Source organism: Vibrio sp. B181a (genome assembly GCF_030248375.1).
Lineage (GTDB): Bacteria > Pseudomonadota > Gammaproteobacteria > Enterobacterales > Vibrionaceae > Vibrio > Vibrio campbellii.
Map to the genome: position 1 here is coordinate 1 of NZ_JAHGAD010000006.1, position 20,837 is coordinate 20,837.

Here is a 20,837-nt window from a genome sequence, read left to right on the forward strand (position 1 = left end):
GTCATACACGCACCGACCGACAAGCCGCCATTTGAGCCGCCACGAATCGCAAGACGCTCTGAGCTGGTGTAGTCGTGCTCAATCAAGTATTCCGCTGCGGCAATAAAGTCATCAAACACGTTTTGCTTTTGTTGTTGAGTACCAGCGGCATCACCTGTACTTTTTGAGAACTTACTGCCTTGCAAGGCAATACTATTGCCACCATCGGCTGTAACACTGGTTGAACCGTCCACCAAATCGGCAGATTTAGCGCTGTTGCCGTACGGAATAGGAACAACAGGCTTTCCGACTTTGGTCAAACAGACGTCCGGCACAGACGCATTCGCTTCACCGCCTGAGCCTTTATGTACAATACTCAGCCCATTAGCGCCGATGGTTGATGCCATAATTTTTTCCTTTTCAATCAGTTTAAACGCACTTTGGTCGCTTGAATTTTTTGTAGCTTATCTGCCGATGTATTGATGTTTTGGGCGGTGGTTTTAACCGTACCACTTTTCGCAATCATAGAGGTCTTAGCCTCACCAGACCCGAGTTCAACACATTCCTCCCCGTCTATGATTACCTTTTTCGCGCGCAGTACGATAAGCTCTTCATCCAAAAGTGAAGAATAAATATTGGTTAACATCGGCGTGTAGATATCTCCTGCCACGAACTCAATGCGGCAATCCAGACGGTGATCTATCGCAAGCTGTAAGTCTGCCTTCGTAAACAAACGACCGAGCACTGCCCATACCGGTTGGTTAAGCGGATTTCCCTCAAAATCGACTTTGACATGACGATTATCGGGATGAACTTCATTGATCCACCCTGTTCGAGAGTAGAGTTCTACGGGGGATGATGAGGGGTTAGAATCAAGCATTATCCTATTCCTGTCAGAAAATAACGCAGGATTTTAACAATGAAATGAGGAAGATAGCCTCAGTGTTTATTGACGAGTACGGATGAAAATGCAGGCAATCTGTCTGCTTGACTGGTCATGACAACCTATGAGCCAGGCAATAAGACGAATACCCTAGTGATTGCGTTCGAACACTAAAAATGTCAGAAAAGGCAAAAGTGTGACTATGATCTAATTGACCTACCAACACATCAGGGGGCTCACGCTCTTTCTCAGTCACAGCAGTTAAAGTGAACGGGATAAATGCAGCTACAAAACCATTTAAAGTTTCGCCCTCTTCACACAGCTTATACCCAAATTTTGTTGATAACTGTTTTGATGTTATTAAAAACAGACTATTAAGCAATCATTCGAAAAAATATCTTGAGGTTAAGATCCCCGATGACAGCAAAAATTCACTATGATATTCAACATATGAAAGTCAAAAGCGATAAAGAAAGTGCTCAGTTGACCCTGCAATGGCAACAAGTGATACAAATTTGCCGTGATGAGTTTCTTGGTGAAATGGCGCGAGCGAGGCTGGCGTTTAACCTTGTCGATTACATCACCAGTGAAGATCTGCCGTTTCGTTTGCTCATCACTCGAGCTCCCCAAGCCATGGCGGCCATCGGTGAAGAAGTAAAAGTCTATAAAGAGCATCGCGTTATCAACGGCAGACAAAGCGGCATCGTGTATGCAAAAAGTGAGCAAATGCTACCAAAAGAAATCCACTACACCAATCATTTTTTGGCCACGCGTTACGTCAATGGCCTAACCAGGCCATTATCCTCTCCATCACTCATCGATTGCCTAAAAGCTGGTGAGATCATTACGCCACTGGATGGCCTGTTATTTCTCAACTGTAAGCGTATTGCCAGCGACATATCGCGTCTGAAAAAGGCAGAACCACATATCAACATCAATATGACGCGCTTCGAGGTCTCTGACAATTTTACTGGTACGTCTCGAAAGATGGCTAGTTATAAACTCAGCTAATTGACGCTCAGTGTTATAGATTATTGACCGCACACAAGGGTAAAAAACTTAGCCGATGAAGGTTCTGGACAAAAGTAAGACAGAGTAAAAGCTCTAATGCATCAACGTTTGATAATCCTAACTTATCAAACGAAGATCTGGTTGCCCTATCGTGACTCATATTGACTCCCAGAAATTCCTATTTTTACTATGACCAAGCTAATTTAGATCAGATTGATAATATTAGTTAAACAAACTCATCTGTTCATTCATTTTTAATCTTTTATTTTTTACTAGTATTCTAAAATATGGTGGCTTACCATTTATCGATAAGTCTTTGTTATCATCACCTTTTCTAAATTTTATAATTTCAAACTGCTCTGGGTTATATTTATGCAGGAAAGTAATTGGTACTCCCATCGCACCAGTGTAATCTAATGGTATATCTTTAGTTTTGTTAACATTGATTCCATCATAGTTGTCATAGGCTGGATATTCACTTTCATTGCCATAATATTTTTTTGTAAGTGGTATATCTTCATGACGCTTTAACAAATCTAAATTGGTTAGCCACAGGCAATTGTTAGGTGATACAATTCTGTTACCTTCCTCATCAACTCTAGCTTCTGTTCCATAAAGGTCGTAATGCTCAGGTACAATGAATCCTGAAACCCCACGACCGAGGTTAACACCAAGCCAAACCTTGTCTTCTTGAATCAATTTAAAGATTTCTTTGTACGTTATTGAGTTTACATTTCCAATAACCAAAAACTTTTTGTCATGAGTAACCAATTGATCAATATACTCTCTGAATAAAGAAAATGGCGGATTTGTCACAACGATATCGGCTTGTTCAAGTAGCTCAATACTTTCTGTACTTCGGAAGTCACCATCCCCATCAAAATACGAAAAATCTTGAGGTGAAAAGTTAGATTTATCTCCACGATAGTCAATAAAAAAACCTTTTTCTCCATTCTTGTTTAGAAGAGTATCATCCTGGTCTTTATAACACGAAGCGATTAATCTTTTAATTCCAAGTGATTCAAAATTATCATAGAAATACTTAAAGAAGTTGCTGATCTTATGGTCATCACAATTACAATACACAACCTTATCTTTGAAATGTGATTTATAATGTTTTAACTCACTATCTATATCACAGAGTTGAGTATAAAATTCATCGCTTTTAGACTTTTTTGCTTTTTGCAATAATTTATTTGTTGCTTTTCTCGACATTATATATAATCTATTAAGAGTTAATTATTGATTTTTTTGACTAAGCTGATCAAATAAATCTCGTCCTAGTTCTTTCAAAGATGTTTCAGCCACTTCAAACATAACATTAAACATATTCTCTGAAGCCCACTTCGTTCCATCACCTTGTGTATATATAGATGCAGCTTGAAGCATAATATTTTTATCTTTATGCTTAACAAACTTGTTTTTACACAAGTTTTCATTAATAGACATTCCGTAGTTTGCTGAAGTTAGTCTATCTAGACGATTTAGCATTCCAGAGTTATACTCAAGCGTTACAACCCTACCATCAGGTCTTTCTATTTTTAGAGTTTCTGTTAGAAAGTTTGAACCTTCCAAAAATAATACGTATGGAAAGTGCGATTCTAATAACATAAAGTTGGCTATTTCAGATATGTTCTTATGGGATCTTTCTATCGCATTTCCAGCAGCCATCAAGTCCTGATTGTTTTTTGAACCCACAAGTTTTCCTTGTTTGATATTCTCAATATCTTTACCTTGATGTTTTGCTTCAGAGACTAAAATTATTCTCCATTTGTCATCATCATCCTTTACCTCTATCACTCCACCATCAGGTTTAATACTAGAATTTGGAACAAACAGTGTACAACCAAGTTCACTATCGACACTGTTAAGATAGGAATTTATCTCTTGTTTCGTAATACTATTTCTATATCTAAAAGATAAATAAGGGTATTTATTCTCAAGAAGTTTAATAACCTCTTGAGATATTTCACCCACTTTCAGATCATGCGACTTTGCATCACTACCAAAAATACCAACAACACCTTGTGATACCTTGTGTTGTTCCGTTAATCTTTTTGACTGATTTTTCTTTGACATATATTAAACTTTAATTAAATTAAAAATACGCAGATTCTATATGTTTTTTATATTTAGTTTTAAGGTGACTTTATCACAAACCAGCTAATCAACAAAGTTCATTTAATGCACGGCCGTATTTACATTTAATTTATACTATGAGTTTCAATTACATAACTACATATCAACCTGTCTCTTGATCAGATCTCGGTCTAATAATTCAGCAATGACGCAGTTTCTTTGCTCAAATAGTAGCCACTGAGCATATCCTGTAGCTTATCCCAGCCGAGCCACATGGTTGCCCAACTGGCAATACCTGCGCTCAGGAGTCACTTGCAACTTGTTTTTAGGCGTGTTTCGTGAAGTCGTATGAAGCGCTGTTCACCGCTTTAAGAGTGAGCCAGTCTGCAAGATGTCACCTAATGACGAGAACGAACAGCAGCCCACCCAATCGAATAAGTTATAATCGGCTAAACGCACGCCCTTTCAATGGAATAGAGTATTTAATCTAAATGATTTTGGGGCAGAGATTAGCCAGCCAGATAATTGCTCAGGTTCCAACTTGTATGGGAAATATGTTGAAACCTTAGACTCTAATGTTCTATGAGAGCGACTAGATTGAAAACAAACTAAAACCAATCATCTTCAAAGGAAAATAACTCGGATGAAGCCATACTTAAAAGCTGATTTTCAAAGCGCGAAGCTTTAACTTTTTCCTTTAAATACACCTGCAACTGCTTAACAGTTTTTACATCTTGGCATTTTTCATGTAACTCTATCGTTTCTCTTTCTAATGTTGCTCGATACTGTTTTAAGCCTTCTTCCCGTCTGGCTTTGTTGCTCCCACCAAACTTTTGCCAAATAATGCTTTTTAGGTCATGACCATGTTGGAGCTCTTGATACGTCAGATTCAAGTGCCGAAGTTTTTCTTCGAGCGTCGCTTGTAAGCGCTCAATCATGTCACTATCCATTATCATCTCGTGATCTGGTAAGTATTGCTGAGCCATTAACAGTAACGCTACGACATCTTTATCTTTCTTCGCTTGTGATAACTGTTGCATTAAAGCGCTTTTTTCAATCTTCTTTTTCTCATCCGTTTCTCTATCTGGATGCAACTGCTTTGCTAGCTGGCGATAAAGTTTTGTCATTTGCTTATCACTGTATAGCGCTTGACTGTTTTCGTTATAAGGCGACTTAGAGTTTACTGGCTCATTGTCCTGAGAAAAAAAGTTATCAGCTCCCCAATCAATACCATCGTCCTCTTCTGACGACTCTTTTTCGACTTTTTCAGCCATTAGTGCTTGCAGATAGTCGTGAAACTTACGAGGATCCTCAACCATCTCCAACAGCTGTTCGTTACTAATGTTGATATCATCACCGAGCATCATAGAAATATCTTCTCGAAGCTCATTAAGTTGCTCTTCAGTCATCGAGTCCGTAGTCGGTTGATTGGTAACATCGGACATCAACGCTTCATCAAGGGCGTGGCGCAGTTCATCGGTATTGATCGGGTTAAATGGGTTGGCTTCTAAAATACTCAATTCTTCTAGTATCCAATCATACAGTGCTTCACGTTGTGCACCTTTAATCGTTTTACGTTGAGTAAAGGAAATTAAATGATGTATCCACTTTTCTGTCGCTAAACAAACCGCTTGCTCTTGTGGCTCAGCATTCGCTTTAAACTCGAGATAAAAACTGTCTAACTTGGCCTGATATCGCTCGTTACGGCGTTGTTTTCTTTCTACCTCCTCCCACAGTTGATTGAGTTTACTCTTTTTCTTTTTCGAATCGGAGAGAGTTGTTAAAGAAGATACGGTCACAGTATTCATAGTCATAAAACGGTTAAGGAAGTTAGTAACAGTTTACCTTTTACAAATCGTAATAAGTAGTGTCTATGGAATTTTCGATTGTTTATGTCTTACCCTAGGTGCGCTCAACAAGAGCCGTTGAGTTTAGCGGGGATCGAACCCGCATCATCAGCTTGGAAGGCTGAGGTAATAGCCATTATACGATGTACGCAAGCGGTATTTTATTCTCTTTGAAAACCAGTGAAATATCGAGAAGAGTTAACTTATACACTCTAAAATTACAGACAGTGAATGCCCTCTGTACTGAAGATAACGGATCATCTTCGCCTTCTCATTTTGCTCTTGAGGTAGACCATCGCCAAACTTCTTCTCTTTCGCTTTAAAACAAAGTTCAAACCAATCTACATCGGTATCTTCAAGAACTTGTTCAATCATGAGTGGGTCAAGCCCCTTCTGTCGCAATTCCTGCTTAATACGCGACATCCCATGAAGCTTCCTCAACTGTTTTGATATCTCTTTTTCCGCCAATCGCGCATCATCAAGGTAATGATGAGATAACAGGCGTTCCATCACTCGATCAACAATTTCGTCGTTATTGTTTTGGCGAGAAAGATGGCGGCGCATTTCGCCTGATGAGTAATCTCGCTTTGCCAGTAGCCCTACTGCAAAATCATACAACCGCTCTTGAGACATGTTTAGTAACCAACGCAAATGAAAAAGACTGCATTAAACAATACATAAGCACTCCGTTTTGCAATACTGTCTATATAAACATATATATTTAAACACTCTCAATTCGAATTGAGTATACCTTATGCGAACCATTAAAAAGACACTGTAATTTGGTTCGATAACTATTGATTTATAACCCTATGCACACCAAAATCAAACACCATACTCAAATCGAACCGGCGATAAGCAACCATGTTTATAAGAGCCTATTTACGCGCCTCCACCACAGACCAAGATGCCGATCGAGCAAAAAATGAACTGCAAGCTTTTGTTCACGAACACAACTTACGTATTGCCAGTTTTTACACTGAACAATTATCAGGAGCTAAATTAGAAAGAGCTGAATTAGAACGTTTAATTGAAGATTCGCATCGAGGTGATGTTTTACTCATCGAAAAAGTAGATCGCCTATCTCGCCTCCCCTTTGAACAATGGAAGGAACTCAAACAAAAGTTAGTAGAAGCCGGTATTAACATTGTTGTACTCGATCAACCGATGACACACGCTGTTCTCAGCCATAGCGATCAACAAACATCCATGATTTCACGAGTGCTAACAGAGTTTATGATCGACTTAGCCGCAGCGATGGCCAGAGACGACTATGAGACTCGGCGAAAACGCCAAGCTCAAGGGATAGAAAAAGCCAAAGCATTAGGAAAATACCAGGGTCGAAAGCCAGACTTAAAACTGAGAGAAAACATCCAGCTTTTACTTACAGAGGGCAAGAGCTGGTCGCAAATACAAGAACTATTGGGATGCAGTCGTTCAACGATTGCGGCAGTAAAGAAATTAACCGTAGACGCGCCGTCTAACTTTCAAAAAGGCTTCGTAACCAATTGATATTACTTAGTAAGTGTGTCCGTTTAACAGTGGTCTATCGGACACTGATTTTTATCAAATCAGAAAAAACGGCGGTTCCGGGCGTGGACTCCCTATAAAAAGCGTTAGAACTAAAAGGAGATTTCGAGTGCTCGAAAAACATTTTATAACTCAAGAATTACCAAGCAAAGATGGTTACACATGGACTTTAGCTAGCCGTTTGGGGACTATGTTAACTGAAGTTGAGGATTTGTATGGTGAGCGTGATAAGTCGTGGACATTTGTAGGGCTAGAATTTGAAGAAAATGGACCTCAAAATTGGTTTCCTGGCAATTGCGGCAATGTAGCTATCCAACTAAATACAAATGCTATTAATGATGAAGTATTAGCTCATTATCAGCTTGCACATGAAGTTGTACATCTTCTTGCTCCTAGTGGTGAAAGGGGCGCTCCAGTAATAGAGGAGGGGTTAGCAACTATGTATTCAGAAAATTACCTATCTGCCAACTATGGAATAACCGATTATTCCAAATTTACCAATCGAGATTCATATATTGAGGCTGCTAGGCTTGTACGAGAGTTGCTAGCATTTGATCCTGATGCAATAAAAAAATTAAGGGATATAGAACCGTCATTTAAAGAAATGTCTTTGGATACATTTGCAGAAGCAGGGCTTGATTACACCAAAGATAATATAACCAAGCTAATTGCGAGCTTTGTGCGTGAATAGTTCATATCGGGTAGCCGGAGATATCTAGCCTCCAGCCCCACACCACCCTGCATACGGCTCCGCTCAATAAAAGCCCGTAAGAAAGCTTAAGGCTATGAGGCCTCATACAAATACCGTACAATATTGAGGGTTAATTTTTTGAGGCTTTAAGTAGTGAGAATTCTTTATATTTTGGGAGCGCTAATTAGCAGTTCGGCTATTGCATATGACCCCTATAACTGTCTGTCAGATGTATCTGAAGTAGATAAAGGCATCCCAATTGGCTTGGCAACTGAACTTTGTTCAGGAGCTTGGACGAAAGAGCCCGCGACATGTTATCTGGGAGCCTCTCTTATCGATGAAGAAATTCCTCGTTTTCTAGCAATAAAACTTTGTTCAGGCTCGAGTGACGCAGAGAAAACTTTGATGTGTTATGCGAAGAGTGCTGAGGCAGAGTTAACCCGTGGTTTGGCAACTACGCTTTGTGGGGTGAGTGGGTCTAAAGAGTAGTTGTGTCAGTACTAGAAAGGCTTGCTTTATAGCAAGCCTTATTTATTAGCAGTCACTTATTTAACATCACATCCATAATACGCCCAACAGAACGACATCCCGTAAGGTGTTTTTCAAACAACGCTTAGAAATATCCACCTCCCTCCCCTTCCAGATTCGCATGAGTACTTAGATAGTTCTCAATACTTTTGCGAGAGACGAAGGACTCAACGACGGTTCGCTGAGCTGGTTGGAAAAAATCGCGCTCAATGAGACTGGCGAGTAACCTGAGTTCATCATCAGTAGCGTTTTGGTTTAGGGTGTGGTTAATGCTACAATTCACTTGCATTGAAATTCCCTCCTAGGGTTTTAGTGTTAGCCTCCTAGTCTCCGTCTTCCAAACAGTACTAGGAGGCTTTTAAACTCCACCTTTGTAATACAAAAAGTATTACAAAGAATCAATCATTTTAGCTAGATCTTCTTGGTTAATAGAGCCAGCGTTGTTCAAACGAACTAAAGCACGAAGCAATTTTGCCGGAGTAACTTTCGTAGTAACCAAACTCTTTGCATTAGCAACAGCTAAAGCAATTTCAGCCTTATCATAATCATTAAAGCGATAACATGTAGGTGCACTTTGCTTTGCTTGCTTTTTACTTACATTAGTAATAGTCGTTATTGGCTCTGCAACCTTTTCTCGGTTGCCTCGTTTCTTTCGATTACTTAAATCCATAGCGATGTAATACTATTAGTATTACCCTCCACAATTAATGTAATACTATTAGTATTACATTAATTCTAAAATTTCTTTAACTAAGGCTCTGTAGTCATTAATAGCAACAGAACCTTTCTTATATTTGCTTAGTGGGAGCGACATAAAAGAAGCCTGTCCAATATCTTCACACCTTCGAATAGATGTCTTTAGAACTCGACTGCTTGCAATATCTAACAGGTCTTCATCAATCGCAGAGTTGATTTTTTTATTCTTTACCGCAACTTCATTCCGAAAAACATAATAATTAAGCTCTGCACCTTGACCAACCTCGTTCAACGCATCTAAAAGATCCTCAAGACCATCCAACGCAAAAACACCGCTATTAACAGGCATCAAAAATAAATCAGCAGCAACAATAGCGTTTGTTGTAGTTAACGATAAGTTAGGGGGACAATCCAAGACGATGAAGTCATATTGATCCTTAACTTTTTCGAGATGTTTACTTAAACGGTGTTCTCGAAAACTAAGAGTTAAGCCGGATTCAATCACTCTACTCAAACGAATATCTGTCGGGATGTAAGAAAAGTTATCATTACACTCAGACGTTATAACTAATTGAGAAATATCAACACTGCTATCTTTTAAGAACAGTTGCATTACATTTTTTTGAAACCGAACTTCCCCTCCAGAAATCACTTTCGAAAAATTTCCCTGTGGGTCAAGATCAATCCCAAGAACATTAAATCCTTGATTTGCCAAGATATCAGACAAGTTGATGGCGGTAGTTGTTTTCCCTACCCCTCCTTTCTGATTCAACAAGGCTATAACTTTTGACATAAACACCTCTAGTAATACATTTAGTATTACTAGAGGTTGCCATAAGAAACCTTTCAAAGCAAGAAAGTAATACTAAAAGTATTACATTAAATCGGAAAATAATGATTAATTATCGGAAGTGAACAGGAAACCAATGTTTCTGAAATAGATTTGATATAATGCGGAAAATTAAAACAGGTTAATGGAAATGAAGACACCAACGTCAATACATGATGGATTGTTTAAGACGTTCCTGACCGTACCAGAGACAGCGAGAGACTTTCTCGATATTCACTTACCAGGACACATCAAACAAATCTGCAACCTCGATACGCTCCAGCTTCAATCAGGTTCATTTTTAGAAGATGAATTAGTGCCGTATTATTCCGATGTGCTGTACTCAATGGAGACGGACAGTGGAGTAGGGTATGTGTACGCTTTAATAGAGCATCAAAGCAGCCCAGACAAGCACATGGGCTTTCGATTGATGCGGTACGCTATTGCCGCGATGCAACAACACCTTGATGCAGGAAATGAGAAGTTACCTTTAGTCGTACCACTGTTGTTTTATCACGGTAAAACGTCACCTTACCCATACAGCACGAATTGGTTGGATGAATTTGAAAAACCAGAGATAGCTCAGTTGCTTTATGGTCAATCTTTCCCTTTGGTGGATGTCACCGTGATACCGGATGATGACATCATTCGACATAAACGAGTGGCCTTGTTAGAGCTGGTACAGAAACATGTACGACAAAGAGATTTGTTGGATTTTACAGACACACTGGTTACACTGTTATTAGAGCGTTTAATAACCAGCAAACAGTTAGATAGTTTAGTGGAGTATTTGCTTAGAGTAGGGGAAACATCAAATCTGGAAGATTTAATGCGAACTTTAGCGAAGCAAGTGCCAGAGCATGAGGAACGGTTCATGACAGTAGCAGAACAATTAGAAGCGCGTGGCCGCGAACAAGGTTTACAGCAAGGTAGACAAGAAGGCGAAAAATTAGGTCGCAAACAAGGTAGTCAAGAAACCCAACTAGCAATAGCAAAGAAAATGCTTTCAGCAGGCATTGATATTGCCTTAGTCGCCCAAACGACAGAACTTACTGAAGATGAGATCTCAAAACTCATCAACTAATGATTTAGTTTCATTCCGACATAATGGCGAAGTGTTAATGACATTTCGCCATTTTTTTAACCGCAAATTGTGACGCCGTAACCATTCATTTCATGAGTCGCTGTGCGACGAATACTAGAACGCGCTCACGAAGTGAGTAAGAAACGTCTTGCCCGAGCTCTCAAAAGCTTTCTTTTATTCGCAGTGATTCCGGTACAAAAATCGCCCTTCGCCTTGCTAGAATGCGCGAGCGTAGCGAGTAAGATTTTTCACGGAATCATACGTATATGCTCTATAGTTTCCTGTCGTATGACAAAAGAAATGTTCAGCGCAGCCAGCTAGATATTGGGTCTTGTTTTGTCGTAGGTAATTAAAGCTGGCTGTTGGGGCCCGTCAAAAGCATTTGTTTATTCTGAATTGTACTGTGATGTTAATTGCTTTTGATGGGAGGTTCCTTTGAGCGAAGCGATAGCTTTTTTTTAAATATTTATTCTTATATTTATTCCATATACGTAGTTTACATATTTATTCTCATAAGAACGGTATGTCTCTAGAGGACCTTTTACAGGTAAAATTAACAGTGGTATTCTATAGGTATCTTTTCTGTGAATACTATTTTTTAGGGAAAAATCGACCATTTGCGTTCACTGTGGGTGGTAACAACGATAGAAATGGGGTGAACACCAGCACAAAACCATGACTTAGATCACATTCAACCTTGTATAGACGTGCTGAACCCTCCGCTTGCGCGGATTCATTGATAAGAGTTAGTGTGGATTGAGGGAGACCTGGGGACTATAAGCCTCGAATACCCGCAAATTTGATTCAGCTACGAGCTCAAACTTATTTGCATTCAAATAGCGTTGTACAACGCCGTTTGCCATGTCTCTAAAACTAATCCAGGCATGACGAAGCCCATTTTTAATTTGACGCTTACGAGTCTCGATAATGGATTCAGCAATGTTTCTGTAACGAACCACTTTCAGATCATTGAAGAACACTTCAGAGAATTGCTTATACGCAGGAGCACCACGAACAGTGCCCTCAACATCACCAATAGGGATGTTAATGGACTCGGAGTTGTAGTAACCCGCTCGTTTAAGGTAACTAATGGCCTTATTAAAGGATTTCGGCGCAATGTACTTACCAAACCGCAAAGCATGATCTTCATGAAACTGGTGATAACTTAATGGTTTCATACCTTGTGGTGAGGGTTCACCGACACGGCCACTGATAATATCAGTGTTAACCAAAAGACAAGCGAGTACCCTCGCGACGAGTTCACGCGCCTGACGATTATTCATTTCAGGCACCCACGTATACAATTCAGGAAAGCGTCTAGGGTTATCGATAAATTCCTCACACGCTTTTAGGATCATTGCAAACTCAGTCGGAAGATCTACCACCCTTGGATTTTCTTTGTCACGTAACACACGGCGTTTAGTAAACCCGACTTGATAGTTCGGGTTTGGCTTACCTTTGGCTTCCAGACGTGCTTTTTCCGCTTCAATGGCAGCGTGGTGGATATCAATACATTCTTCAACACGCGCTTTCCGTGCAGCTCGATACGCAGCGCTCGTCTTCTTTCGTTGAGCACGAATATGCTCTTGCGCTTCTTGTGCAAGCTCTGAAAGTGTTTGAGAAGGAGTGTAATGCTCAGAGGACGGCATAGTACACCCCCACAGAACTCAAGCATTGAATAAATGAATCAAGATCATTTGCATTATGGTTGCTTGGACTGAGGGCGTACTGTGATACATCGCACCTAGAGTGCGGGAAAATAGATAATTTCATATTTTGATTCCAACTGATTTTGATATGTTTGGGTGGTAAATCCAAACAAGCAGCTTTACTATAGAAGAATGATCTGCAAAGATCAACAACTTACTTTAGATACAAAAAAAGCACCCCAGTTGGAAGGTGCTTTTATTTGCGAATGCTTTACATTAGGGTACCACCCCTAACACACTCTAAAACCGAAAAATACACTACATAGAAAACTATGTAGTAGCGTGCTATGTAATGCACTTTACTCCAGTCTCTTCGAGCATTTTAAGATAGGTTTATTAAAATTTCAATACGTTTACCAAAAAATAATGTAGCATATCTAACTGATTTCGAATCAAGGAGTAATGATGAAAGATTCAACATATGTAAAAGACTACTATCAAAACGGACTTGTTCAACATGACGCAGCGTTAGAGTTAGTAGAGCTTCTTCCTGTTAATTCATCTTACGTTCTTGATGTTGGTTGCGGCTCAGGGAAAGTATCTGAACTTTTCTACAAGAAAACAAGTCCTCTAGAAATGATTGCAATTGATAAATCTTTTGAAATGTTCAAGGAAGCAGTTTCCCTTCATAAATCAACAAAGATTAATTATAAAAACTACAATATTGAAAATATTTCTTTCAAAAAAAAGTTTGATGTCATCATTTCCAACTCATCGCTACAGTGGTTTAAAAATATCAAAACATCTCTATCTAATATACAAGCACATTTATCTGACAATGGTCGATTCTATGTACAAGCTCCGTTTCGCCAAAATTGGTGTCCGGAAATAACACTGATGATTGATGATTTTTTTGATGAAAATTACCCTGAACTAAAAAATCACTTTTCTTTCCCTTGCCTTCATTTAGAAACACTTGATGAGTATGTTGAGTTATTTAACAATGCAAACCTCAACACCGAAAAAATCTATAGTAAAACCTTCTCATACAACGTAGATAATTCTGACTTTATTAAAATTTTTAAGTCTGGTGCTATAAAGGCATACTCTAGTGAAGAAAATTTTTCTATTTTACTTCCTCAGGATTTCTACGACAAATTACTCAAGTTTGCCTCAAATTATTACAATAAAAGAGTCACTATCAACATGCCTCGATTTTTTGCTATTTTAAAACAATTTTAATCAAAACTTAATTCTTTTTGATAAATAATTGGTAGTAAAATAAAGCATTGGAATTAAAGCAACTGAAAATATCACTTTTATTTGAAAATTAGAAACAATGAATAAGTAAGTATCTATATCCAATAATTTCTCATACTTAAAAAATGATATCCATAATATAGTAAAGAAAAACTGACTAATTATAGTAGAAAATATAGATCTTAGCCATAGTGCCTTATTTCTTGTTATATACTTTATTCTTCTGAATACCAAAGCATTAATTTGGTCTGCGATTAGTGAACAAATACCATTTATAAAGCAGAGTTTTACCATTCCTCCAAAAACGACTTTTTGGTAATGTTCGTCATTCGATATCGCCGGTAAATTTGATGATACGTAAATCAGGGCACCTGAAGAAAACATCAGCAATGCATTGATCCATAAAGTTTTCCTTGCAGAATAATACCCATATGATTGACATATTGTATCAATAAAAAGAAATGAAAGGCAGAAAAATACAATTCCTCCTGGCTGATTCATTCCTAGTATTTCAACCTCTCTAGGAGCCAAGAGTACCGACATTATCATGCACATATAGAACATACATCTTAATATGCTTAAATATGCCATATTGTTCACTTTATATATTGACATCCCTCCCCACAGCCCAGTTTCTATAACTAGGTCTGACTCATAATTATCTTTGTATAGAGAGCAGAGCTTTAACTTATCTTCATTTTCAAAATATTCTATCATTTGACTTTCAACTATGAACTGAAGAGATGATTTAAATTCCTTTCCTCTTTCATCTGAATATTCAATTTTATTTTTATCTATTTTGTATATGCTTAACTTCATTATATAAACTCTATACTCTTATAATTGTTACTTATAATGTTTAAAACAATCATTCCTATAATTTTATACTCTCTTATATTATTGACTTCTTTTACATCATGTCGATAAAACCATCTTGCAAAGTATTCATCGTTAACTCGTAAGGCAATATAAAATTTATCGGCTTTCTTAATTAAATAGTCTCCATTTACGTTATCAAACTTCTTTGTAGTTATTATTATTGAATCCTTTGTGTACGGAGAGCAGTCAAAACCTTTCCAAGCTTGGAGACCTTCCATAACATTTTCATACCTTTCGTGAACAACTAACGCACCATCATATTCTTGTTCTACTACATCATATATTTTAATCGTACTATCAGGATCAATATCTATAGAGCCTGTTCCTTCAATTAGCCAACGCTCTGAAATTAATAGGTGAGCAGATATTGTCTTTATGAATTTTTTGGGGTTCGATATTTTATTGTTGATTACCCTAGAGATATAACTTTTCGCGACACCTGTTTCACGCTCAATATCTGCTGGTGTTTTTCCCCTTGCATGGATTGCCATTTTTACTCGACTCCCTAGAGTCGTCAGGGTTTGTTTTTTAAATAGCATCCAACTCCCTCACGCGGAACATCTTACTCTTATACTCACTAAATTTCACATGTAGAATGTCATGATGAAACTCACAAAAATAAACTTTTTTACATAGCTATTATTACACAACATTGCATTTTGGTCACTTTCATTTACTCCCAACCCATTGAAAGATAAACATTATCAACCCACCAACAAGAAACATGTTAACTTTGTTGACACATCTTGCTTGTGTTTGTTATTTTCATCAAATACAGATAGCTGGTAACTATCTGTATTTTCTTTACCCGATGGCTTCGCCCCACACTATTTCATGAGGTCAATATGAGTTCGGAACTCAAACCTATTAACACAAGACCTGATACAGGGATAGCCTTTAAGGTGGCTTTTCAACCCAATCAGGTGTTAGAACGCTCAGCCAAGAAAGCAGAGCGAACAAAGAAAGCGGAAGCAAAACTTCGTTTAGAAGATCACTTACTGCGCTTTCCTGATTGGCGTCCGTAACCACACCGTGGTGCAAGGCTCGCCTTTCAGACTCTAGGTGTCACTTAGCCTAGTTCATTCAATTAAGTAAATTTTCCTGCTCGACCTATCGTGGGCTGCGAGGGGCAAGCAGGATACAAGATGTGGTCAAAGGACGTGGCTTCGCGGGCTTGGGAAGACCTTAAAGTAACCTAAAAAAATAACGAGCATGTGAGCGCCATCTGAAAAGAGATTAGGGCAGGCGCTGGCCGATACTGTCAGGGTCGGGAGTATGTCAAGTAGGTCAGTTCTGGCAAGGACTGATTAGCACAGCGAGTTTGTACGCAACACTCACAAGCCCATTGCGTGGTGCGAGCACAGCAACGTGCTCGTTTCCGATGCGTTTTCACAGAGAACGTATCGGAAAACTCGACAGGAGGCACTACCATGCTCAGTATTCTCTTTGCAAAATCTCACTGCGCTGATCCACATCAGTTGGTCGGCCAACCCATCGATGCTCATACGCACATTAAGGCAGTCAAAGTCTACAGAGGGACAGCGAAGCACACGTTGTTTGCCGCTTTAATTGATGCTCCAACCCCCATTACCGCGCCAATACCTCACGCGGAGTTTGAAGGCTTTGCCATCCATTCCGTGATGCTTCGGCCGCGTCCTTCAAAAAAAACAATGTTAACCCCATACTTCGACGCGTGTGGCCGCCAGCAACAGGGTTTAAGCCACGAGCGAAAGCGCAACCTCAAGCGCCGCAGGCAAAAAGACAAGATGACCGCACTTTCTGAGCAAAGTTGGACACGCTTTATTAAACCGAAACACATTTTAAAAGCCTACGAACAATCCTTCTTCTGATATTGCCGCTCTTTTCTGCCAACCATCAGGCCGAAAAAATGCACTATCGTCAGAGCCCCTTGCTAACTCAACCTCTTACTTTAAACCAGTTAGAAAGCCGTCGCTTTCCCCCCATCTGCGTGTAAGCCTGTTGCTTGAGTGCAGCGTTATTTCAATTTGGAGAACCCAACCTATGTCTTTATTTAAAAACATCCAACGCCGCGGCAAACAACTCGCCGTCGCGTCTTTCACCCTAGCGTGCTCGCTCAGCGCCCACGCCTCAAGCACCGGTCTCCCCTGGGAAGACCCACTCTCTAAAATCGTGGACTCCATCACGGGGCCGGTTGCTTTTGGTGGCTCAGTGCTTGGCATTGTAGTCGCGGGCCTCACGCTCGTGTTTGGTGGGGAGATGGACGGTTTTGTGCAAAAAATCATGATGATTGCACTGATTGTGTCAATCATTGTGGGGGCCGTTAACTTGCTGACGATGCTGTTCGGCGTCTCTGGAGCGCTCATTGCTTAAAGGAGCGCTCAATGGACGATGAATTACAGCTCACCCCCATTTACGCGTTTAACCGTGCGCACCTTGTGATGGGAGGCGAGCGCGAGATTGTCATGGTGTCGATGTTACTGGCCTTGGTCTTGATGGTCCTTCAAAACCTCTATACCGCCGCGCTTGGCGTCATCGTGCTGTTCTCGATGCTGGTTATTGCAAGAGCCATGGCGAAAAGCGACCCCATCTTAACCAAGGTGTATAAACGTTACGCCCGCTATCAACGTTATTACCCCGCGCACAGCGTCAAATACCTACATAAACCCAACCAAAAAAGCGCACGCTAATGTGCGCTTTTTCGTTTCCGATACAGGACATGTCTATGTTGTCTATGAAAACCTATCGTGAGCAAGCCAAAGGGCTGCCTGATTTATTGAACTGGGCCGCCTTGGTGGATGACGGCATATTACTCGGCAAAGATGGCTCATTTACCGCAGGTTGGCTGTTCTCTGGTATGGATGTCGATACCGCCACCAACATGGAGCGCAACGCCATGATGAGCCGCTTAAACCAAGCGTTATCCTCATTAGGCACCGGTTACATGGTGCACGTCGATACCAATCGAGAGCTCGCCACCTCCTACCCCGCGCCAGAGCAGTCCCATTTTCAGCACCCAGTCATGCAGATGATGGACGACTCAAGACGCCTTTTTTTTGAATCACAAGGGGATAAGTTTGCTACGCGAAGCGCCATTTTTATTACGTGGCGCCCCACATCAAAACGCCTTTCTAAAGTGACCGATTTACTGTTCGACCATGGCAGCGCCAAGCGCACGAGCATGGCCGAACGCAACCTGACGCTGTTTAAAGACAAAATGGCCGACATTCAGGGCCGTCTTTCTGGCGTGTTTTCTTCATTGACCCGCTTAGGGTTACAAGAGAAACAAGCCCACGCGTTCGATGAGATGCTGGCCTATCTTCGCTTTGCACTGACTGGCGTTTGGCACCCCATTGCTGCCGCCTATACCCCGCTTCCTGTCGATAGCCACATTGGGGGCGTGGAGTGCTGGCCAGGATTTCAGCCAAAAATCGGTGAGCACTATACCAGTGTGATCAGCATTGATGGTTTTCCTGACTTCAGCCACCCGAACATGCTGCACCATTTAAGTTTGATGAACGTCGAGTTTCGTTGGAACACCCGTTTTGTTTTTTTTGATACCAATGAAGCGCACGCGTTGCTGGAAAAAGAGCGCAAAAAATGGGACCAAAAGGTGGTGTCTTTCAGAGATAAGCTGCTCAAAAATCCCGATCCGAAAGTGGATGAGGATGCGCTAGAGATGGTCGCGCAGTACAAGCAAGCGCAAACCGACCTCTCCGCGGGTCGCGTCAATTATGGGCAGTACACCTCGACCTTTATCTTGCGCCACCAAGACCTTGATGTGCTCAGTGAAATGAGCGAGTACGTGGTGAACATTCTCAATAATACGCTTGGCTTAGCGTGCCGAGTCGAAACAGTGAACGCCACCGAAGCGTTTCTTGGCACGCTGCCAAGCGACAGCTTGCACAACATCCGACGCCCTTTATTGAGTACGTTAAACCTGTGCCATTTACTGCCAACGGCTAACATTTGGACGGGCGAAGCCACCTGTCCTTGTCCCTTTTACCCTGAAAACTCACCGCCACTGATGGTCTGCACCGCGGCTGGCAACACGCCCTTTCGGCTCAACTTACACGTCAGCGACGTGGGCCACACCTTGATGTTTGGTCCGACTGGGGCCGGTAAGTCCACCTTTTTGGCCATGCTGGTTGCGCAAATGATGCGTTATCAAGGGGCGCGGATTTTTGCCTTTGATAAAAAATACTCCATGTACGCGTTGAGTCAGCTCAGTGGGCTTCATCTCGATATCGGCGCCAGTGGCTCGCGTGAACAGCCTGCGTTCGCGCCTTTGTCCGATCTGGATTCGGATTTTGAGTGGTGCTGCGACTACGTTGAAAAATTGGTGGTGCTGCAAGGGGAAACCGTCACCAGTGACATGCGCAGCGCCATCTTTAAAGCGCTCAGCGACATGAAAGGCTCCCAGCGCCAATCGCTTTCGGAGCTTCATGCTCAGGTTCAAGATGTTCGCATCAAGGAGGCATTGAAGTATTACACCATCGAAGGGCGCGCCGGGGATTTACTTGATGCGGAAACCAGTACCTTGTCGCTGTCGGATTTTACGGTGTTTGAGATGAACCAACTGATGATCCGAGGTGAGCGCGATTTAGTGCCGGTGCTCGTTTATCTCTTTCGATGTATTGAGCGCCGTCTCGACGGCAACCCCAGTTTTATTGTGATTGATGAGGGATGGGTAGCCTTCAAACATCCTGTCTTTCGCGACATGTTGTATGAGTGGTTAAAAGAGCTGCGCAAAGCCAACTGCCTTGTGTTGCTGGCCACACAATCACTCACCGATGCCATCAAATCCGGAATACTCGACGCCCTGGTCGAATCCTGCCCGACTCAAATTTTCTTGCCAAACGATAAAGCGCCGCAGTTTGCCGATGTCTACCATCAGTTTGGCCTCAATGACAAACAAATCGAACTCCTCACGCACGCCATTCGTAAGCGAGATTACTACATCAGCCAACCGGTCGGAGGGCGTTTAGTGGAATTGTCGCTCGATAAACTGGCGCTGGCGTTTGTGGGCGTCTCGGACAAAAAAGACGTCGCAGGCATTCGCGAACTCGTCAGCGCACATGGGGAAAACTGGTATTTGCACCACCTCAAACAAAAGCACATTTTGGAGGACACATGAAAACGCTTACCCTCACTTTAACGTTACTCAGCGCTGCGACCTTGCCAGTAAAAACCCACGCGTTCTTTTGTTCAAACTGCGCCAATGTAATGCAAATGGCGCAATCGAACATGAGCCAAGCCCAGTCTTATGTGGAGCAAGTTCAGCAAACCATTAACTCGTTAAAAAATTTGGAATACCAAATTCAAAACCTCGAAAACCTAAAAAATCTAGAGTGGGGGGACGTGCAATCGCAGCTGCGCAACCTCAACACCATTGCTGCCCGCGGTCAGTCGATTTCGTACGCCATGGGCGACGTCACTGAGCGCTGGAACCACCTGTTTATTGGCATCGACGGCTACGAGAGCCAATCCATTGAATCGATGAACTCGGTGGAGTCCTATAAGCAGCAAGGCGATGCGCTGCGCGACACCGCTCAAAGCGCCTTAGCGCTGGCAAGTCAAATGAGTCAATATCAAATAGACGACCACCAAACGCTATCAAGTATCCAGTCGCACGTCAGAGGCGCCAATGGCGCCATGGAAATTGCCCAGGCCAACGCCGAGCTGCTGGCTCAGCTCTCCACGCAATTGCAAAAACTGCAAACCTTGATGCAAGCGCAAATCCAGATGCAAGCCACGCACATGGCGGCGACGGCCGACACCACCGAGCGTCAGCGTGTCGCTCAAGAAAAAATGGTCACCCAACCGCTCGATGTAGACCCCACTGACGGCAAAGACTGGTCACAAGAATGGCAACATCCGAGCATGAGCTGGTGAGCCTAGAGGAGCCTTCAT

General features: G+C 41.5%; 21 protein-coding genes, 1 tRNA gene and 2 pseudogenes. 11 read left to right on the plus strand and 13 right to left on the minus strand.

Features of this window, described 5'->3' with window-relative positions; all coding sequences use genetic code 11:
- From KIO97_RS27020 to KIO97_RS01685, 3 genes and pseudogenes are all read right to left on the minus strand, one after another.
- Positions 1 to 146 (minus strand): annotated as a pseudogene (locus tag KIO97_RS27020) (prolyl oligopeptidase family serine peptidase); the annotation flags it as partial.
- 48 nt (positions 147 to 194) lie between these two features.
- Positions 195 to 386, minus strand: a pseudogene (locus KIO97_RS27025) (PAAR-like domain-containing protein); the annotation flags it as partial.
- Positions 387 to 403: 17 nt separating this feature from the next.
- Positions 404 to 859 carry a hypothetical protein gene (locus KIO97_RS01685; protein ID WP_285350219.1) on the minus strand — a complete coding sequence of 152 codons (456 nt, stop codon included), beginning with the start codon at positions 857 to 859 and terminating at the stop codon, positions 404 to 406.
- A gap of 420 nt (positions 860 to 1,279) precedes the next feature.
- On the opposite strand from KIO97_RS01685, the gene KIO97_RS01690 reads away from it, so the two are divergent.
- Entirely contained in the window at positions 1,280 to 1,873 is a 594-nt protein-coding gene (locus tag KIO97_RS01690; protein WP_285380657.1) for a hypothetical protein, read from the plus strand.
- Positions 1,874 to 2,095: 222 nt separating this feature from the next.
- On the opposite strand, the gene KIO97_RS01695 is transcribed toward KIO97_RS01690, so the two are convergent.
- From KIO97_RS01695 to KIO97_RS01715, 5 genes are all read right to left on the minus strand, one after another.
- Entirely contained in the window at positions 2,096 to 3,088 is a 993-nt protein-coding gene (locus KIO97_RS01695) for an adenine-specific methyltransferase EcoRI family protein (protein ID WP_285380659.1), read from the minus strand.
- Positions 3,089 to 3,112: 24 nt separating this feature from the next.
- On the minus strand, positions 3,113 to 3,952 hold the full coding sequence (locus KIO97_RS01700) for an EcoRI family type II restriction endonuclease (protein WP_285380661.1): 840 nt from the start codon (positions 3,950 to 3,952) through the stop codon (positions 3,113 to 3,115).
- 608 nt (positions 3,953 to 4,560) lie between these two features.
- On the minus strand, positions 4,561 to 5,760 hold the full coding sequence (locus KIO97_RS01705; RefSeq protein ID WP_285380663.1) for a J domain-containing protein: 1,200 nt from the start codon (positions 5,758 to 5,760) through the stop codon (positions 4,561 to 4,563).
- Between the two features lie 118 nt (positions 5,761 to 5,878).
- A tRNA-Gly gene (locus tag KIO97_RS01710) sits at positions 5,879 to 5,950 on the minus strand.
- 47 nt (positions 5,951 to 5,997) lie between these two features.
- Complete coding sequence (locus tag KIO97_RS01715) at positions 5,998 to 6,432, minus strand: regulatory protein RecX (protein ID WP_285380665.1); 435 nt, start codon at positions 6,430 to 6,432, stop codon at positions 5,998 to 6,000.
- A gap of 231 nt (positions 6,433 to 6,663) precedes the next feature.
- On the opposite strand from KIO97_RS01715, the gene KIO97_RS01720 reads away from it, so the two are divergent.
- Both KIO97_RS01720 and KIO97_RS01725 read left to right on the plus strand, forming a co-directional pair.
- Positions 6,664 to 7,311, plus strand: coding sequence for a recombinase family protein (locus tag KIO97_RS01720; RefSeq protein WP_285380668.1), 648 nt, complete (start codon positions 6,664 to 6,666; stop codon positions 7,309 to 7,311).
- A 127-nt stretch (positions 7,312 to 7,438) separates the two neighbouring features.
- Positions 7,439 to 8,020 (plus strand): hypothetical protein, encoded by a 582-nt coding sequence (locus KIO97_RS01725; protein ID WP_285380670.1) that lies wholly within the window; start codon positions 7,439 to 7,441, stop codon positions 8,018 to 8,020.
- A gap of 916 nt (positions 8,021 to 8,936) precedes the next feature.
- On the opposite strand, the gene KIO97_RS01730 is transcribed toward KIO97_RS01725, so the two are convergent.
- Complete coding sequence (locus tag KIO97_RS01730; RefSeq protein WP_285380672.1) at positions 8,937 to 9,218, minus strand: hypothetical protein; 282 nt, start codon at positions 9,216 to 9,218, stop codon at positions 8,937 to 8,939.
- 54 nt (positions 9,219 to 9,272) lie between these two features.
- On the minus strand, positions 9,273 to 10,037 hold the full coding sequence (locus tag KIO97_RS01735; RefSeq protein ID WP_285380674.1) for a ParA family protein: 765 nt from the start codon (positions 10,035 to 10,037) through the stop codon (positions 9,273 to 9,275).
- Positions 10,038 to 10,218: 181 nt separating this feature from the next.
- Between KIO97_RS01735 and KIO97_RS01740 the strand changes: the two genes are divergently transcribed.
- Positions 10,219 to 11,157 carry an Rpn family recombination-promoting nuclease/putative transposase gene (locus KIO97_RS01740; protein ID WP_285380676.1) on the plus strand — a complete coding sequence of 313 codons (939 nt, stop codon included), beginning with the start codon at positions 10,219 to 10,221 and terminating at the stop codon, positions 11,155 to 11,157.
- 746 nt (positions 11,158 to 11,903) lie between these two features.
- On the opposite strand, the gene KIO97_RS01745 is transcribed toward KIO97_RS01740, so the two are convergent.
- Complete coding sequence (locus tag KIO97_RS01745) at positions 11,904 to 12,806, minus strand: hypothetical protein (RefSeq protein ID WP_285380678.1); 903 nt, start codon at positions 12,804 to 12,806, stop codon at positions 11,904 to 11,906.
- Between the two features lie 465 nt (positions 12,807 to 13,271).
- Between KIO97_RS01745 and KIO97_RS01750 the strand changes: the two genes are divergently transcribed.
- Complete coding sequence (locus KIO97_RS01750) at positions 13,272 to 14,048, plus strand: methyltransferase domain-containing protein (RefSeq protein ID WP_285380680.1); 777 nt, start codon at positions 13,272 to 13,274, stop codon at positions 14,046 to 14,048.
- Here KIO97_RS01750 and KIO97_RS01755 read toward each other — a convergent pair whose 3' ends face one another.
- Positions 14,049 to 14,885 carry a queuosine precursor transporter gene (locus KIO97_RS01755; RefSeq protein WP_104038233.1) on the minus strand — a complete coding sequence of 279 codons (837 nt, stop codon included), beginning with the start codon at positions 14,883 to 14,885 and terminating at the stop codon, positions 14,049 to 14,051. It abuts the gene before it with no gap.
- Entirely contained in the window at positions 14,885 to 15,484 is a 600-nt protein-coding gene (locus KIO97_RS01760) for a helix-turn-helix transcriptional regulator (protein WP_258106085.1), read from the minus strand. The genes KIO97_RS01755 and KIO97_RS01760 overlap by 1 nt, the downstream gene beginning before the upstream one ends.
- Before the next feature lie 306 nt (positions 15,485 to 15,790).
- Between KIO97_RS01760 and KIO97_RS01765 the strand changes: the two genes are divergently transcribed.
- From KIO97_RS01765 to trbJ, 6 genes are all read left to right on the plus strand, one after another.
- Positions 15,791 to 15,970 carry a TraY domain-containing protein gene (locus tag KIO97_RS01765; protein WP_104038624.1) on the plus strand — a complete coding sequence of 60 codons (180 nt, stop codon included), beginning with the start codon at positions 15,791 to 15,793 and terminating at the stop codon, positions 15,968 to 15,970.
- Between the two features lie 405 nt (positions 15,971 to 16,375).
- A complete protein-coding gene (locus KIO97_RS01770) occupies positions 16,376 to 16,795 on the plus strand; it encodes a hypothetical protein (RefSeq protein WP_104038625.1) in 420 nt (139 codons plus the stop codon).
- 172 nt (positions 16,796 to 16,967) lie between these two features.
- Positions 16,968 to 17,297: a TrbC/VirB2 family protein gene (locus KIO97_RS01775; protein ID WP_045500167.1), complete on the plus strand. Its 330-nt coding sequence runs from the start codon at positions 16,968 to 16,970 to the stop codon at positions 17,295 to 17,297.
- 11 nt (positions 17,298 to 17,308) lie between these two features.
- On the plus strand, positions 17,309 to 17,614 hold the full coding sequence (gene trbD / locus KIO97_RS01780) for a conjugal transfer protein TrbD (RefSeq protein WP_045417669.1): 306 nt from the start codon (positions 17,309 to 17,311) through the stop codon (positions 17,612 to 17,614).
- A 35-nt stretch (positions 17,615 to 17,649) separates the two neighbouring features.
- Entirely contained in the window at positions 17,650 to 20,061 is a 2,412-nt protein-coding gene (locus KIO97_RS01785) for a conjugal transfer protein TrbE (protein WP_285380691.1), read from the plus strand.
- On the plus strand, positions 20,058 to 20,819 hold the full coding sequence (gene trbJ, locus KIO97_RS01790) for a P-type conjugative transfer protein TrbJ (protein WP_061010366.1): 762 nt from the start codon (positions 20,058 to 20,060) through the stop codon (positions 20,817 to 20,819). The genes KIO97_RS01785 and trbJ overlap by 4 nt, the downstream gene beginning before the upstream one ends.
- The last annotated feature ends 18 nt before the right edge of the window (positions 20,820 to 20,837 follow it).